This is a genomic window from Ruegeria atlantica (genome assembly GCF_013033965.1).
In the GTDB taxonomy this organism is placed as follows: Bacteria; Pseudomonadota; Alphaproteobacteria; order Rhodobacterales; family Rhodobacteraceae; genus Ruegeria; species Ruegeria atlantica_D.
In genome coordinates this window covers 258476-272328 of the sequence record NZ_WQFE01000002.1, presented here as the reverse complement: position 1 = coordinate 272328, position 13853 = coordinate 258476, and the positions used below count along the sequence as shown (strand labels likewise).

The 13853-nt window shown below is 47.9% G+C and carries 13 protein-coding genes; 6 read left to right on the top strand and 7 right to left on the bottom strand.

Annotated features, from left to right (window positions below; genetic code table 11):
* Positions 1-163: 163 nt before the first annotated feature.
* From GOW16_RS05230 to GOW16_RS05210, 5 genes are all read right to left on the bottom strand, one after another.
* Positions 164-1327, bottom strand: a complete 1164-nt coding sequence (locus tag GOW16_RS05230; protein ID WP_170411330.1) for a phosphorylase family protein — start codon at positions 1325-1327, stop codon at positions 164-166.
* Positions 1324-1773 carry a response regulator gene (locus GOW16_RS05225; protein WP_170411327.1) on the bottom strand — a complete coding sequence of 150 codons (450 nt, stop codon included), beginning with the start codon at positions 1771-1773 and terminating at the stop codon, positions 1324-1326. Before GOW16_RS05225 ends, GOW16_RS05230 begins: the two co-directional genes overlap by 4 nt.
* Complete coding sequence (locus tag GOW16_RS05220; protein WP_170411324.1) at positions 1773-4319, bottom strand: hypothetical protein; 2547 nt, start codon at positions 4317-4319, stop codon at positions 1773-1775. Before GOW16_RS05220 ends, GOW16_RS05225 begins: the two co-directional genes overlap by 1 nt.
* Positions 4320-5085: 766 nt before the next feature.
* Positions 5086-5589 (bottom strand): hypothetical protein, encoded by a 504-nt coding sequence (locus GOW16_RS05215; RefSeq protein ID WP_170410590.1) that lies wholly within the window; start codon positions 5587-5589, stop codon positions 5086-5088.
* A gap of 385 nt (positions 5590-5974) precedes the next feature.
* Entirely contained in the window at positions 5975-6634 is a 660-nt protein-coding gene (locus GOW16_RS05210) for a hypothetical protein (protein WP_170411321.1), read from the bottom strand.
* A gap of 74 nt (positions 6635-6708) precedes the next feature.
* On the opposite strand from GOW16_RS05210, the gene GOW16_RS05205 reads away from it, so the two are divergent.
* From GOW16_RS05205 to GOW16_RS05190, 4 genes are all read left to right on the top strand, one after another.
* Positions 6709-6948, top strand: coding sequence for a helix-turn-helix domain-containing protein (locus tag GOW16_RS05205; RefSeq protein ID WP_170411318.1), 240 nt, complete (start codon positions 6709-6711; stop codon positions 6946-6948).
* Positions 6949-7414: 466 nt separating this feature from the next.
* On the top strand, positions 7415-8155 hold the full coding sequence (locus GOW16_RS05200) for a TIGR04255 family protein (RefSeq protein WP_170411314.1): 741 nt from the start codon (positions 7415-7417) through the stop codon (positions 8153-8155).
* Positions 8152-8730 carry a hypothetical protein gene (locus GOW16_RS05195; RefSeq protein ID WP_170411311.1) on the top strand — a complete coding sequence of 193 codons (579 nt, stop codon included), beginning with the start codon at positions 8152-8154 and terminating at the stop codon, positions 8728-8730. The genes GOW16_RS05200 and GOW16_RS05195 overlap by 4 nt, the downstream gene beginning before the upstream one ends.
* Positions 8731-8785: 55 nt before the next feature.
* Entirely contained in the window at positions 8786-9208 is a 423-nt protein-coding gene (locus GOW16_RS05190) for a hypothetical protein (RefSeq protein WP_170411308.1), read from the top strand.
* Between the two features lie 230 nt (positions 9209-9438).
* On the opposite strand, the gene GOW16_RS05185 is transcribed toward GOW16_RS05190, so the two are convergent.
* Positions 9439-10491 carry a hypothetical protein gene (locus tag GOW16_RS05185; RefSeq protein WP_170411305.1) on the bottom strand — a complete coding sequence of 351 codons (1053 nt, stop codon included), beginning with the start codon at positions 10489-10491 and terminating at the stop codon, positions 9439-9441.
* Between the two features lie 603 nt (positions 10492-11094).
* On the opposite strand from GOW16_RS05185, the gene GOW16_RS05180 reads away from it, so the two are divergent.
* Positions 11095-11685 (top strand): hypothetical protein, encoded by a 591-nt coding sequence (locus tag GOW16_RS05180; RefSeq protein ID WP_170411302.1) that lies wholly within the window; start codon positions 11095-11097, stop codon positions 11683-11685.
* A gap of 33 nt (positions 11686-11718) precedes the next feature.
* On the opposite strand, the gene GOW16_RS05175 is transcribed toward GOW16_RS05180, so the two are convergent.
* Complete coding sequence (locus GOW16_RS05175) at positions 11719-12087, bottom strand: DUF3768 domain-containing protein (protein WP_170411298.1); 369 nt, start codon at positions 12085-12087, stop codon at positions 11719-11721.
* A gap of 550 nt (positions 12088-12637) precedes the next feature.
* Here GOW16_RS05175 and GOW16_RS05170 point away from each other — a divergent pair.
* Entirely contained in the window at positions 12638-13849 is a 1212-nt protein-coding gene (locus tag GOW16_RS05170) for an integrase family protein (RefSeq protein ID WP_170411295.1), read from the top strand.
* Positions 13850-13853 lie beyond the last annotated feature (4 nt).

Here is a 13853-nt window from a genome sequence, read left to right as displayed (position 1 = left end):
ACAACAATGCAGTGTGTGATTTGAGCTTTCCGTAGCCTGTGGTTCCTGTTGCCGAATTCACCAATTTTTTCGATTGGCAATACCCAGACTTGCGAGCGTCCTCCAGTTTATCTCCGAGCGTGCACCGATCCGCGACCCTTTTGAGTTGGCAAGAAATCCAGTCTCAACTTTTAAAGTTTTTTTTCGCCAACCTCTTGGTAACATCCACAACAAATCGCGCCGAAAGAACGGAACCTGGTGTTTGAAGGTGATTGTTCTTTTGAGCATCACCCAAGTCTACGACTGTTTTCGCGCCGAAGAAAACAGGTTTTCGTTGCGACGATGATGCAGCTTGGTAAACCGAGAACATCTCCATGTCCAAGCCGGCAACTTTCCTGTGTTGCGTGCCAATACGCTCCATAGCTTCCGCACTACTAACAACCGCAGAACCAGACGTGCTAGGTGCTAATTGAATTGTTGAAGATGAAACTTCATCGTTGAACAAACCATCCTTATAACGGCTGCCAGTCGGGTCTTCGGCAAGAATGGTTGCAATTTCACTTCGCGCTTCAGGAGACATATTGACGCCATAGGCTTCCATTTTGAAGCCTTCATCGGTCCATTTCCCCGTTTGATATTCCCAGCAAATATCTGACGCAATAAGTGCGCCTAGCTTGGTTTCGTCATCGAATCCGGCACAGATACCGGGCATTGCCACGACTGATGGGTTGAAGTAGTCGATACTCTTTGCGGTACATATTGCGGCCTCTACTAGCCCCATACGCGCTGTGCGGACACATACCCCCCTAAGCTTCCCAATCTCAACTGAAATGCAGTCGAGTCCTCTGTAATTTATTGGAGCACCTAAGGTCGCTCCAGAATGTTTGAGTGCCTGTCTCTCTTTTTCAAGAGCGCAAACAAATAGAAAGTCTATGGCGGGAACCGCTTTTACTTTCTCCAATTCGAGTGCGAGAGTCTGTTTCCATTGCTGGCGTTCTTCGTCAAATAGAACAAGACCGATGCCTGCTTCTGCAAAGCTACGTATTCTCGTATCAACTAGATCATCGAACCCGGTCAAAGCAATTGCATTGGTTGATTGATTGTTTGAACTGCCTTTCACGAGGTCCAATACTTCCTCTGAAACGTCTGTCGGCGTATCTCCGTGACGAAATGGAAGCATAAGATCCAGTATGATCAGATCGTATGTCCGTTCATAAATCAGTTTACTTGCCTCTGATAGGCAATCAGCTGCATCGATTGTGGTCGCAAAATCAGAGAATCGGCTAGAGACTTCTTGCTGAACAGAAGCCAACTTCTCTGGATTATCTTCAACAATAAGAACTTTCATAGTTTGCGCACCACTTCACCAAGCTTTTTCTGCCACATATCACTTCCCATTTCGTAGTGGACACAATCTAGAAGACGCACTGTGAACATTGAACAGAGTCGCTCCTTTACAAACTTTAGGGCGACTAACTCCCCATCAATTTCCACCTCATGGTATTGAGTTAGAATTACAATAGGGTCAATGCGCTGAGTGTAATCAAACTCATGAATTACTTCTAAGCCGCCGGATAATAAGGAGGAAGGAGGCCCTTTTCCAGGTTGCTGCGTGTGGCTAGGCAAGGCCATGTCCAGCAATACTAAATCAAATTTTTGGTTGTCTATTTCTTTGATTGCTTCACTTACGGAGACAGCAGTCTTGACCCACTGCACATTCAATTCCGACGTAATGAACTCTACCAGCTCTTCGGATTTGTGCGGATCGTCTTCAACTATCAAGACATCGACCATTAGTAGACTAGCCCAAATTTACACGTTACTCGAACTCTTTCGTTCACGCAGACAACATTGAAACCAGTCATCTCTTGGGTATCTTTCTGCATTCTGGCCAGCTTTTTGAAGCCACTTCGGCCTTCTACAACAAGAGCATCGTCGTCGCTACCTTCCATTGCTTGCTTAATGCTGTCGTTGACTTCAGTGTCTGTCGCACCCGGCGAGACTTCCGAAGAAATCATCATCACGAGTTCTTTGCGACCAGATGAGCTTTGAGAGAAGCCAAAGTCGCAGAGTAGTTGTCCACGTTTTTTTCCATGTTTTGCAGCGTTATAGACCACTACGTATAAGGCGTCGTAGAGCAAGTGGTAGGTGCCACCAGAAAGCTGAATGTCGCTGTTTTTCTCAAACTCGACCAACGGCCAAAAATCGGGGAAGGTTTCCTGAACCTCGGCTTGAACCGCATCGAAGAGCAAATTCAATGGTGCGCTGGGAGAGAGGTTCGTAGGTTCTTTAAACCAACTGATAACCGTTCGAAAACGATCATCCAGCAAAGTACCGAGCTCTCGCGTAAAAGCATGGGCGAGGCCTCTTAGCTCCGTTGGTACCAATCGACGAAATTCGGCGGCATTGAACGTTCCCCATACCTGCTTACAATTCCCCAAGTGCTCTCGGACTCGACGCAAGTCTCGCTCAGCCAAACGCCAGCAATAGCTATAGATCTTTGCATTCACATGAGCGTAGCTTTTTGTGTCAGCATAGGTTTGATCAATGTCAAGAATAGCGGCTCGAAGAACATCGCTTCGATCCTTTCTGAAAACATCTGTATCAAACAAACCCTTTGGCTTTTTGTTACTGTTGATCTGCAGAAAATCCCGACCTAATTCGTCGATCCCTGACTGATAATTCGAAATCCAACGGTGGATCGCCTTAGCACTATCATCGTTGCTGAGCAGGTCTTCAAATTTAGGATCATCCAGCAAACTCTGCACCGGACCCAGCATAGCACCTTTTAAAGTACCATGCCGAATTCGCCTTCCCAAGTAAGACGCAATCCCAAATTTTGTGTTGCTGCAAAATTCGTCAAAGGCCTTGGAAATCAGATTTGCCATCCTGACTTCAGGCTTCTGCTGCTGTGCCAACTCGGAATCCGAATCTGTAATCAGATACGCGAATAGTGCTATTCTATTAGACCTCAAGATACTGCTGAGTTCAGTAAAAAAGTTATCTTGGAGCCATTCAGAATACCGATTCGGGTCAACGTATACGCGTGTGTCATCGATTTCCCCGCGTATTTTTTGCAACCTTAAATCAATTCTAAGTGTCTTTGCCCTTTCTAAAAGCAAAGGTTCGTTGGTGCGCTCACCAAACCACTCATGCATATCTGCTCTGCATTCAAAAAAGCTATCCGTGTCCTCGAAAAGCCTGAAAAGCTGACTAAGGAAAGCTTCGTCGCACATTTCATAAACAAAATCAGCGACTACAGATGAAGTCTGGTCAATAAACTTCAGAAAGGAAAGCAAATCTGAGTGGAAGTCTTTGATAACTATTTCCTGGATCAGCCGCCGAAGAAGGAAGGTGTCAGCATCCTTTTTTGAACGCCTTGCAATCAAGCACTTTGTGACAAATTTTATTAGATCGTCGGGATTTTCATCCGCAATATTGGCCAGATACTTACGGTTGGCAATACTAGCAACATCACGCGTGACGCCCATCAACGTCATGAAATCACTCGAAGAAATGTTGAGCTTTCCTTCGCTCTCCTCCAAAAGGTGTATAAAACCAGCCGTTCTTGAGAAAATTCCAGAAGCTTCGAAGTCAAATTTTCTTAGGTTTATGGTTTGCGGCGTCTTACGTTCGAGTAACTGTTGAAAGGTAACTAAGCCATCGAAATAATTTCTGATGAACTCATCACCTTCGGGGTCGTTTATTAGTATCTGATGCTCTTGATCATGGTAATACCGATCAATTGCATTTCTGTACCTTGAAACTTCTGCGATCTCGATCCAAGTAATCGACTGGCGGTAAAAGCCATAGTCGGCTTCGAGATAACTATCTTTTATCAATTTTCCGAAATTTATATTTTCACCTGAGATAATGCCCCAGATATCTCCAATAATTTCTTCAATCTCGTCAAAAGCATCTCCGCCCAAATTAAACTGTGCTGTCTTGTTCAAGTTAAAATGGTGTATTGCAGAAAATATTACACCATCAAACAGCGATGATTGATTGAAACTTTGAAGTTTGCTATGAAAATCACCCACATTATAAGAGCATGGAAGATGAACGAATTTGGCCAAATCCAGAGTAAATTGATTCAAGCCATTTCGTGCCTCAATTCCTAGTATGTTCTTCCTGACAGAAAACAGATCATACGTTTCTCCCATAGTATCTGCTATTGAAAGCGCTACGATATTGTTGGCAGACAAGCCGTACCGCGTCAAAGCGTTGGCGCAAATTTCTTTTTCAGGTGAAAGCTCCTCGAGTTGCGTGTAAATATGCACAAGCTTGATCATCAAGAAGTAGGAACAACCAACGCGATGTTCGATTTTGTCGACTTCCATTAACGCCTTAGATAGATCACCGTCCGCGAGATGGCAGTTAAGAGAGTACAAATCCTCTAAAGCTGCGTTTATTCTTTCCTGATGTTTACGTAAGCGCGAAGCACAAGTAGCAATCTCGTTATGGATGGGCTGCCTTGTCAACCTTACGTGAGATTCAAAATTAGAAGGTTCTTTGGGGAATTCAGGTGGGAGTTTAAGATGTTTGAAGAGCAGATGGTCGTGCAATAGGTCGTTTACACGTTGGCATTCGGAAAAAGGCACTCTCTTCCGAAGACGATTCAAAGTTTCGATTTGCTGGGTGTCTCCTTTGGGGTCGAGTAGACCTCTGAGGAGGTTTTTTGTTTCTTTAGATAGGCCTTCAAACAATGCAGGAACTCGTTGGTTTAGTGCTTCAATATGAATTCAACCTGATGGAACCTTCAAGTAGTTTCAAGTAGTTGGTTTGAATTTTCTGAACTTGTCCGCTCGAGTCTACAATACAGATGTGGGACGTAAGCTACGGCCTCAAGCATTGTCTATTCGTTTGGTTAGTGACCAGCAGCAATGCATGTGCGCTGTCATGTTTGACGGTTACTGCAACGAAAGCTGTCCGACTGAGAGCGCGGCGCTGATGCACGGACGTCGCGTCAATGCCAAATACTGTGTCAAATAGCGGAACTGCCATGCTCTGCGCAGTAGAGCGCCGCTCAGCACGTTTCGGCGCGAATAATGGGCCAACTTTCATTGCAGTGCCTCTAAGCCTGAGATTTTGAAACAAAAAAGATCATCAAAACATCAGCTCTTGAAACTCAAACCACGCCCCTCCGTCCCTATACGTTTTTGAGTATTCGACCCTGCTGTTGGTGCCATTCGACCAAGTCGCGCGACCTATGCAATAAGCTTCCTTTGGCGACTGAGACTCTGTCGATATGTTCACGAGGGCCTGCATCGTGACACCACTATTCTGAATAACCTGCTCTTTGGAAAGCGCTATGATTTCATCGTGGATGCTCTCGCAATCCAGATCGCCAACTTCAAAATCCATTTGCCGCAAGAGGTCAGTGACCATTTCAAAGGGGTTCGGCGGCTCACCTTGGGACAACCAGTTCAGCCCAAACGTCAAGATAAAGCTTACGACCACAAAACCTACAACAACCCTCACAAGCTCATGTGCAGCGCTTTTTGTGGCTACGTTGTCTTCAACCGTTTGTTGCGGTGCGCCGCAGTTAGGACAAGCGGCGGCCTGGTCAGAGATTTTAGCTTCGCATTCGTAGCAGGTTGTTAAGGCCATCGTTCACTACTCATTTTATGTCTGAATTGCTTGTTGGTTTGAGCCAGAGGTTTCTGCGATTGCGCCGTGGCGATCTTGGGACACGTTGTCAGAGGGTGCAGAGGCCGAGGCCAGGCCGCCTCGTTGGTCAGTGGCTAATTGGCGGACAAAATCATCGCCATGCCGATCAGTGGACCTAGTATGAACTGGATTGAACAGATTACGCGGAACCACCCGCTAATCTTATGACCATTGGCCTTCAATTGTATTCCACTGCGGAACATTGATTGGCCAAGATAGAAGCAGACCATCATGGCGAACGCGCCGATTAAGAACTTCATTTTGTATCCTGTCATAGCGGGGGTTAGAAGGTTCGGACTAGGTAACGTCTGGCAAGTCTTGAGGTCTATTGAAGGACCAGTGCTGCGCACACTTGCGAAAAATCAGGGTAGATAGGATCAGACGCGTGTTTTTGCCCGGTCTGCACACCGAACTCGATCATCTCATCCATACATGGTGCGATGCGTTCCGCGATAATCTGCAACTGCCCGGATTGGATCAGGTGCTGCACTTGGGCGTCGGATTGGATCAAACCGGTGTAGTAGTTTGCGGCAGACGCGACTTTGATCTGGTAAGTTGCATATCGCCAATCGGCGATCTGTGCATCAAAGGACAGGTAATTCGCCAACCAACTTGGCAAGCCAATACTCTCCACAGGCTCATCGGCTTCACCAAAAATGAAACCTCGTGCGGAACCAGCAATGATGAGTTCGAGGAAATACTGCGCGTCGGCTTCAGTCTCGATCGAAACATCGGTTCCAACTTCATTCAACATAAACAACGCGGCCAATAGAGCTCGTTCGGTGCCAGCGCCCCAAAGACCGTCAATCTGATGCAGGTACAAGTTGTGCTGTTGGAGTTCAGCTTGTGCCTCTTCGCGCGAAGTATGGTTGAGGGCACGGAATGCAGTTTCAAGATTGTGACGCATGGTCTCTGTCTGTGCAGAAGCAGCGCTCGCGAAAGCAAGCAGGAGGAATGTCAGTAAATTTCTCAGCAAGTTAGACAACCTTATTCCAAAATGGGATTATTCTAACTTGGGATTATCAGGTCGCCAACGACTGATCAATACGGCACCTGACATTGAAATCCCTCAGAACCAGAGAACATCAAATTTTGATAGCTGGCCTCAAAGAAGCCAGACTCCAAGCAGGCTTGACGCAAGCTGCGCTTGCAGAACGTCTGGGCACGGTTCAGTCGTTTGTCGCTAAGTCCGAAACTGGTGAAAGACGGATGGATGTAGTTGAGTTTGCGAGATGGGCGGAGGCGACAACAGGCGTTGAGGCTTTCTGCAAAATTCTCACCACAATGATTGAACCGTGAGAGACAATGCCAACGAGCTGATCTAACTTGCTTATCACGGTTTAAAGACTGTTACTGGTACCGTAGGTAGCCAACTCAGGTGCAGTAAAAATTGTTATCCAAGCATTCAGCGCCGCTTACATAGTACAGGCATCTCCTGCACCTGATCGAAATTGGAAGACTACTTGCTCGTAGATGTCGGCGCCAAGGTTGAAGATAGGGATTACCCTCATGCGAATATTTGATCCACGATGTGTTGTCGGGAGAACGATGTATTTACGCAGTGGTGATACAATAAATTGCATCTATTCTGGTCAGATGGTCACACTTGATTCTGGTATGCCGTGACCTTTGAAAACGCCTTGATGCGCCAAGTCATTGGCATAGAATCGTTTTATCCAGTTGAATCAGAATGGGTTTTTCGATTCAATAATGGGCAGTCGCGGGTTTTTTTGATGCTCGTCTAACTTACTTCGAGAGGTTATCTGTGCGCTACAAGAAGGCGCCAATTTTGGAAGCGGTGTTAGCCTTTAGTTGGTCGTCCGAAAAGTCATTGGATGAGCTTAAGGAAGTATTGTCTTTGCCCGCCTTTGAGCGCTTCGACGAGCCAAAGCCACGCATCCAAGTTGGCGCATCAATTGATGTGGACCAAGGCCAGTTCTCGCACCAGCAAAAGCAACTGGGTTTTGAGGTCGCGCTTCGGAACGGCTCCGAGATTGTATTTCTCGAGCAACGACAGTTTGTTTTTGTTCAGCGCGCACCATACGACCGTTGGGCTTACTTTAGCGAGCAAGCTACATCGCTTGTTGATCCGGTAATAAAACTACTTGAAGTCGATGCCTTCGAACGCATCGGTCTTCGATTTGTCAATCGTATCGATATCCCAAGTCGCGACAGTAATGGGATAAATACAGACGACTACGTTACTTTTAACTTCAACGGGCCACGAGAGGATCGCGGCATTATTGAAGAGTTCCAGATGAGGGTTGTGAAGCCAACTGAGAAAGCTGGCATTCACTATGCACTTGTACTCGCGACTACAGCACCGCCCATGCCGGATTACGTCTCAATTCTCCTCGACATTGACGTCTTCACAAAGAAAGTCGTCCCTTCAAGCGGAATTGAGTTGACGGACACCCTAGATGAAATGCGGATACAGAAGAACCATATATTTGAGGAATGCCTTACAAATAAGGCTCGTGAGCTGTTTGGAGGAGTAGAGAAATGACGTTTGTCGACACAATGAACTTCCCCAGAAGCCCGCTCATGCCCGGGCGAGCATTTGACAGGATCGACGGTTTTTTCAATCGTCTGGAGCGTTCGGTGGGCTCTCAGTATCTCGATGAGGAAACTGATCCCGCGACTGCAGCGAGAAGCCCGTTAGAAGAGCGGCTTAGATTTGTTCAGGATGCAATATCCGATGTCTCAATGCACCTTCCGAGTGGCTTCGCACACGGTCTGAATCGCCAGTTTGCTAACCTCATGGATGAAGACGCTTGGGAAAGTTCAGACGAACTCATTAGCTCTAATGCTCTGAGCGCGTTTTTGGTGGCTCTCGTGCTCACTAAAGCCAGAAAACGTCCGGGCATTGGAACTAATGGCATAGGATCGGTCACTGCCGCTTGGACAGAAGGGCCAAATCGACTGACCATAGAGTTTTTGCCTAGTGGGAAAGCTTCGCTGGTTCTGACCCGTGCCTTTGAGACAGATGAACCGGAGCGAGCTGCTTTTGCTCCGATGCGTCCTGATCGACTCTGTGCGGTTCTTGCACCGTTTGAGCCAGAGGTGTGGTTTGACGGGTGAGGGCAACGATCTTCCTAACCCGAGCAAAGTTGTTCGCTACGTGCCATACGCAAGGATGCGCCGCGATGCTGATGACAACTACCTTGGCCCTCTGCCCGAAGCATTCGTAGAAAGACCAGTCGACGATTACTTGTCGGTAACATGGTGTGAGTACTTCCAAGGCAATGAAGAGGCTCAGCTTCGATGCGCAATCGAAGCGCTTCGAAACAGCAATATGAACGTCAAGGCCAAAGCGTGTTTTTGTGTTGGCGCGACACCGGATATCATTGCGACAATCGAGGCGCATGGAGCTGTGGCACGGGCTGTTTACTATCCAGTTGACGACAATCCAGCGCATGCAGGCATCTATGGCGTCACCCCTGAAGAAGTACTTTTGCAGGCTGTTCTCGCGGACGAAGTCTGGAACACATTTCTTACGAAGCAGGATGTGGACGCAATCGATTTGGGCGACTGCCAGAAGTCAAACACCGTGGGGTAGATTACCGGCAGTCTAATATCGTAAACGCACCAATCAAAATGGGGTACCCCAAATCGCTTGCACGGCCAATTTCACACCGTCAAGGAATATTCTGGGCTCGCTGCCGACTCTCTCTGCGCAACGCTCGAATGGCCGGTTCCGTGTACGTTCCTCAATCTGCGAATAATAAAGGCGGGAGTAACATCCCGCCTAGGTGTTCTAACTTTTGGGCTTCTTGCTCGCAGAAGGTTTCACAAGAACAACTCTGGACCCCTCGGACTTTGTGAAGCCTTAGTTCTGACGACAGGTGGCTCATAGTGTTTGGTGGCAGAGCGTTTTTTTACAGCTCGCCAAAAATCCTCTATTCTCTCGTCCGAATAGTCTTCCCCTTCGTCAGTGCGGTACACATCAGCGATCGCCTTCAAGGCACCAATTAGTTTGTTCTTGAGCTTCACTCCTTCACCGCCAGAGATCATCAGGTCAGGAAGTTCCACAAGCGAGTTTATCTCGGCCAGTCGTCTGTGCAAAACAGCGGTGTACCCTTTAGGGCTCTCATGTTGGTTCTTGTGCGTCTTCACAACGCTGCCATCCGCATCGTATTCATTCTTTTGGTAGAGTGTTTTGCACTTGTATGGGCTTTTCAAGATGTAGCGAGCAAGCGCACAGACATCATCTTTTCCCTTTTCGAATTCGACAATGCGGACCGGAGTAACGCCGCCTTCGTCTTCCGGGAATCTTTTCGAAAGCTGTGCTCCTTTCTTTCTGCAGTTTATTTTTTCCGTCGTCCAAAGCAGTATGTGGTAGTGCGGGCTCAAAATCCGCCCACAATCCACATCGCCGTCTTTGTGCTGGCGGTTCACTGTGGCCTGCACCTCTCCCATTCCGAGGAAATTAGGGCCAAGGTCATTCATTACAGTCGCACAACGTTTGCGGATCTTGGCCCAGTCTATCTCGGTAACTCGATCACCAGTGAAGTCCTCCGGATTCACGATGGTGACATGATACAGGCTACCTTCTTTTGGAATCCTTTGTTCTTGAAGCAACATCGCATCAACGAGTAAGTCGCTTGCCCAGGTTCTGAACTTTGTGTTCGAAGCAATGAGTCGACTACAGTTTGGAACTTCATCAATGAGCCCGTTTAGGAAATGCCCCATTTTGCGACTAAACCGATCATTCTTACGAGCGCCTCGAAATACCGAGTCACCAAACAAACGCTCATTATTGAGCCAATTTTCGCGGATTGAGTCAGGGGTACGATCTGGGTTGTGGGGTTTGTGGTAGGTCATTTTTTTTGTTCTTTTCATACTGCTCTGATGAACGAGGTGGGGCTGTGATTTTCCTGAACTTGGCAATCTTCTATGTCTAACCACGCTGTAGATGGCTGTAGACTGGGAAATGGGTAAATCTGCCATTGATCAGTACATACTACTAAAGCGCGTGTTACTGGTGGATGGCGCCTGGCTCTGTCCCGTGAACGATTGTGTCGTCGAATCTTCATATGAAAGCACATCGTCAATGCGATACCTGATTGACCTCCCAAATTTGTGGAAGGGAATTCCGGTTCCCATAGCGCGTTGCTTCCTCAACCACTGAACAGAAACGCCAAGCCGATTGGCAACTTGGCCTTCGGCCCAATACGCCAGTTTAGTTGAGGCATTGGCGGGCTTGCTGCTGCTCCCTGCGTGTACTTTCTTAGTCGGCATTTAAATCTCCTTTTTTGTCTACCGATGTTCTGCGCCCTGTCGCTTTGTGCGTCAGGTGACATGGAGCATTATCGCGCAGCAAAAACAGTTTTTCTCTTGCTTTTTTTCCGGGTGAATTTGCTCAAAGTGCTGTAAAGAAGCATTCTTTGGCGATATTAAGTCAATCATGGTATTTAATACAGAATACAATGTTTGAGAGAGTTAATGGATCACGAAACGAGCGATCTAGAGCTACACAACACGAATCAGTCAAACCGCAATAAGTTCAAAACAGTTTACGTTGATGAGCACGGCTTCCTGATGCGAAAACTTGCAAAGCGTGGCGACCGTCTATCACGAGACCTGGAGAGGCTTGCGATGGAAGTGGACAAGCTTCACGACTATCTCAAAAAGCACGAAGCCGCGTCGGTGAGACCATTCCACCGTTCAGCGGATGTTTTGAAGCGTATCGTTTACGCTGTAGGAGCCCATGTTCTTCGATATGAACAAGAGGAAACCTTAGTCCGGACTGTTTGGAAGCTGAACACGCAAGATAAGTTAAGAGCCATTCACAAGAATGCGCCTCGCCCGAGCGTAAACCCATTCTTTTGGGTGTATCACCTTATCCTTGGAGACCAGAAAAAGATTTCCAGAGACCAACGCTCGAAATCAGCGCGTCAGCTACTCTATGCTTATCAGCATGGCGTGCCCGTTGAGTTCTTGACCGGGTTTATCTATCAGACCGGTTACAGGGAAGCTACTAAGGCGGGGGACAATGGCTATAGGGAAGTCTGGCACCACAGTCACAAGGTATAAAAATGCTGACCAGTTATGGTCAGCATTAAGTCGTTAGAGTTCGCTACCAAGCAAAAGTGTCATGAGGCGCGTTGTTTTCTCTGGGTTCGTGGAGTCTGGGGAGTCGTCGTCCAAATCTTTATTGTAGTAGTTGATCTCCCAATGAACGGGACGGTTGTTCACACGGATTTCTCCGAAGTCATGTTCACTGCCTGCTTCGCAACTATCGTCCCCAACCTTTCCACCCAGTTGTTTGACTATGGTATCGACCTCGGCGCGACCTAGATTGTGTATGCCCATCGAGATCATGACGATACCGTCTGCACCCGATTTGCGGAAAGTGTCGTTCAATGTTCGGTTCTTATGAACTCGCGATACGGCAATAGATTGATTGGCACCACTGATGCTTCCGTTTCCAGCCATGGAAAAGGTCCTTTCATTTAGGATGTATAGAGATTGCAAACGGTCAGGAATTCACTTCCTGAAACTGACGCGCATTGCGTGTGCTATACTGTTGGGTATGATCCACGCAAAAAAGCAGTGTTGCTTTGGCTGCGCATTGTTAGTGTACTATTAATCGGCAAAAATGTCAAAAAGAGACCATTTATCAAAAAGTTAACCTGCGGCAGCAGACTTGGATTAAGTCACCCAGCCACTACTGAATTCCACCCACTTCTACGTCAATCTATGCCGCGTGGTTGCTAGGTGGTTGCTGTAGGCGCGGGAAAATCTCGCCTATTCTTGCTAACCCTTTGAAAAAAGTGGTGAGCCGTGCAGGATTCGAACCTGCGACCCACTGATTAAAAGACACCTCACTGGATTTATACGGTTGGTGCGCCTTGGTGCAGTTTATCATCTAAAACAATTGGTTATCATCTTATTGCAACGAACATCAGTCGGTTGACAGTGCGCCGAAATGCGTCTTAGTGAAATGGTCTGTTGCAAAAAACGTTGCAAAATTTGGACCAGACAGATGACCACAGCAATTGATTTTCGTCGAGATTCTCAGCTTCTGAAAGCCGCTCCCGGCATGTATCGGCACAAGGGCGATGCCTTCCCCGGCCTATATCTCAATGTCGGTAAACGGCGCTCAACTTGGTATCTCAAGGCGCGGGTTAACGGCAAAACCAAGTCAGTCAAACTCGGTGTATTCCCGATCATGACGGCGGCGCAGGCGCTCAAGCAGGCGTCAAAGGAAACGGCCCACCATGGCAATGAAACAACCGCCGCTATCCGCAAGGTGAGCGACGCTTGGCGCGAGTATGTTGCCGATGCGCTAGCGAACGAGCGGGCGTCGGAAAAACACCTGACCGACATGGAGCGGAAGCTGGAACGGTATGCGTCAGACATACTCGACAAGAGCCCAACGCAGGTTTCGCTTTTGGATGTCCGCCGTTGTTTAAACGCGATTCCATCGGTCTCGACTCGGCACCATGTCAAAGCCGGAATCAACAACGCCTATTCAATGCTCGATATTCCGACACCAATCCAGCGCGGTAAGATCAAGCTGAAACAGGTGGGGTCACGAGACACCTTTTGGAAAGTCTTATGCGACTCTGATGAAACCATCGACAGACGAGATTGGTCGCCCATGTGGGAAGCAATCATGGCTGTAAAAAACCCACTGCGCCGGATCGCTTGGGTCGTAATGCTTTTCACCGGTATCCGCGCAGATGATGTCCGCTCGCTACGTTGGGATCAGGTGGACCTACAACGCAAAACCATTCGCCTACCGAAACTGAAAAATGGCGAAGACCGGACTCTACCGATTTGCGAAACAGTGGTTCGCGCACTCTTGTCGATCCGAGGCGGTGGCTCTGAGCAAGTGTTCCCGGCGTCGTCCCAAACGGGTTACTTAGACCATCTCGACGTCCTCAGGCATCCGGCCATTATACGAGACAGCGGACGCACCGACAAAAACGGCGAGCCTATCATGGAGGGTGCACCGGTCTTACGCCAACATGATGCACGTCACCATTTTACGTCGGCATGTGGCCCCGCGCGAATTCCATCATATGCGGTCGCATTTCTCCGGGGTGACATAACATCCAAAGATACCGACGACGACATGGCGATGCATTATCAAGAAGACCTCGCCATTGAGGATTTGGTGGCCGACATTGAGAACGTAATTTTGCTACGCATAAAGCAAACACCTGATTTCGAACTTGAACTCAGCGACTAAGCGC

Coding starts and splice junctions, on each gene's coding strand:
- GOW16_RS05230 (WP_170411330.1), bottom strand. CDS start 1,327: ATGAAAGTTCTTATTGTTGAAGATAATCCAGAGAAGTTGGCTTCTGTT.
- GOW16_RS05225 (WP_170411327.1), bottom strand. CDS start 1,773: ATGGTCGATGTCTTGATAGTTGAAGACGATCCGCACAAATCCGAAGAG.
- GOW16_RS05220 (WP_170411324.1), bottom strand. CDS start 4,319: ATGGAAGTCGACAAAATCGAACATCGCGTTGGTTGTTCCTACTTCTTG.
- GOW16_RS05215 (WP_170410590.1), bottom strand. CDS start 5,589: ATGGCCTTAACAACCTGCTACGAATGCGAAGCTAAAATCTCTGACCAG.
- GOW16_RS05195 (WP_170411311.1), top strand. CDS start 8,152: ATGACGTTTGTCGACACAATGAACTTCCCCAGAAGCCCGCTCATGCCC.
- GOW16_RS05190 (WP_170411308.1), top strand. CDS start 8,786: ATGCGCCGCGATGCTGATGACAACTACCTTGGCCCTCTGCCCGAAGCA.
- GOW16_RS05185 (WP_170411305.1), bottom strand. CDS start 10,491: ATGAAAAGAACAAAAAAAATGACCTACCACAAACCCCACAACCCAGAT.
- GOW16_RS05180 (WP_170411302.1), top strand. CDS start 11,095: ATGGATCACGAAACGAGCGATCTAGAGCTACACAACACGAATCAGTCA.
- GOW16_RS05175 (WP_170411298.1), bottom strand. CDS start 12,087: ATGGCTGGAAACGGAAGCATCAGTGGTGCCAATCAATCTATTGCCGTA.
- GOW16_RS05170 (WP_170411295.1), top strand. CDS start 12,638: ATGACCACAGCAATTGATTTTCGTCGAGATTCTCAGCTTCTGAAAGCC.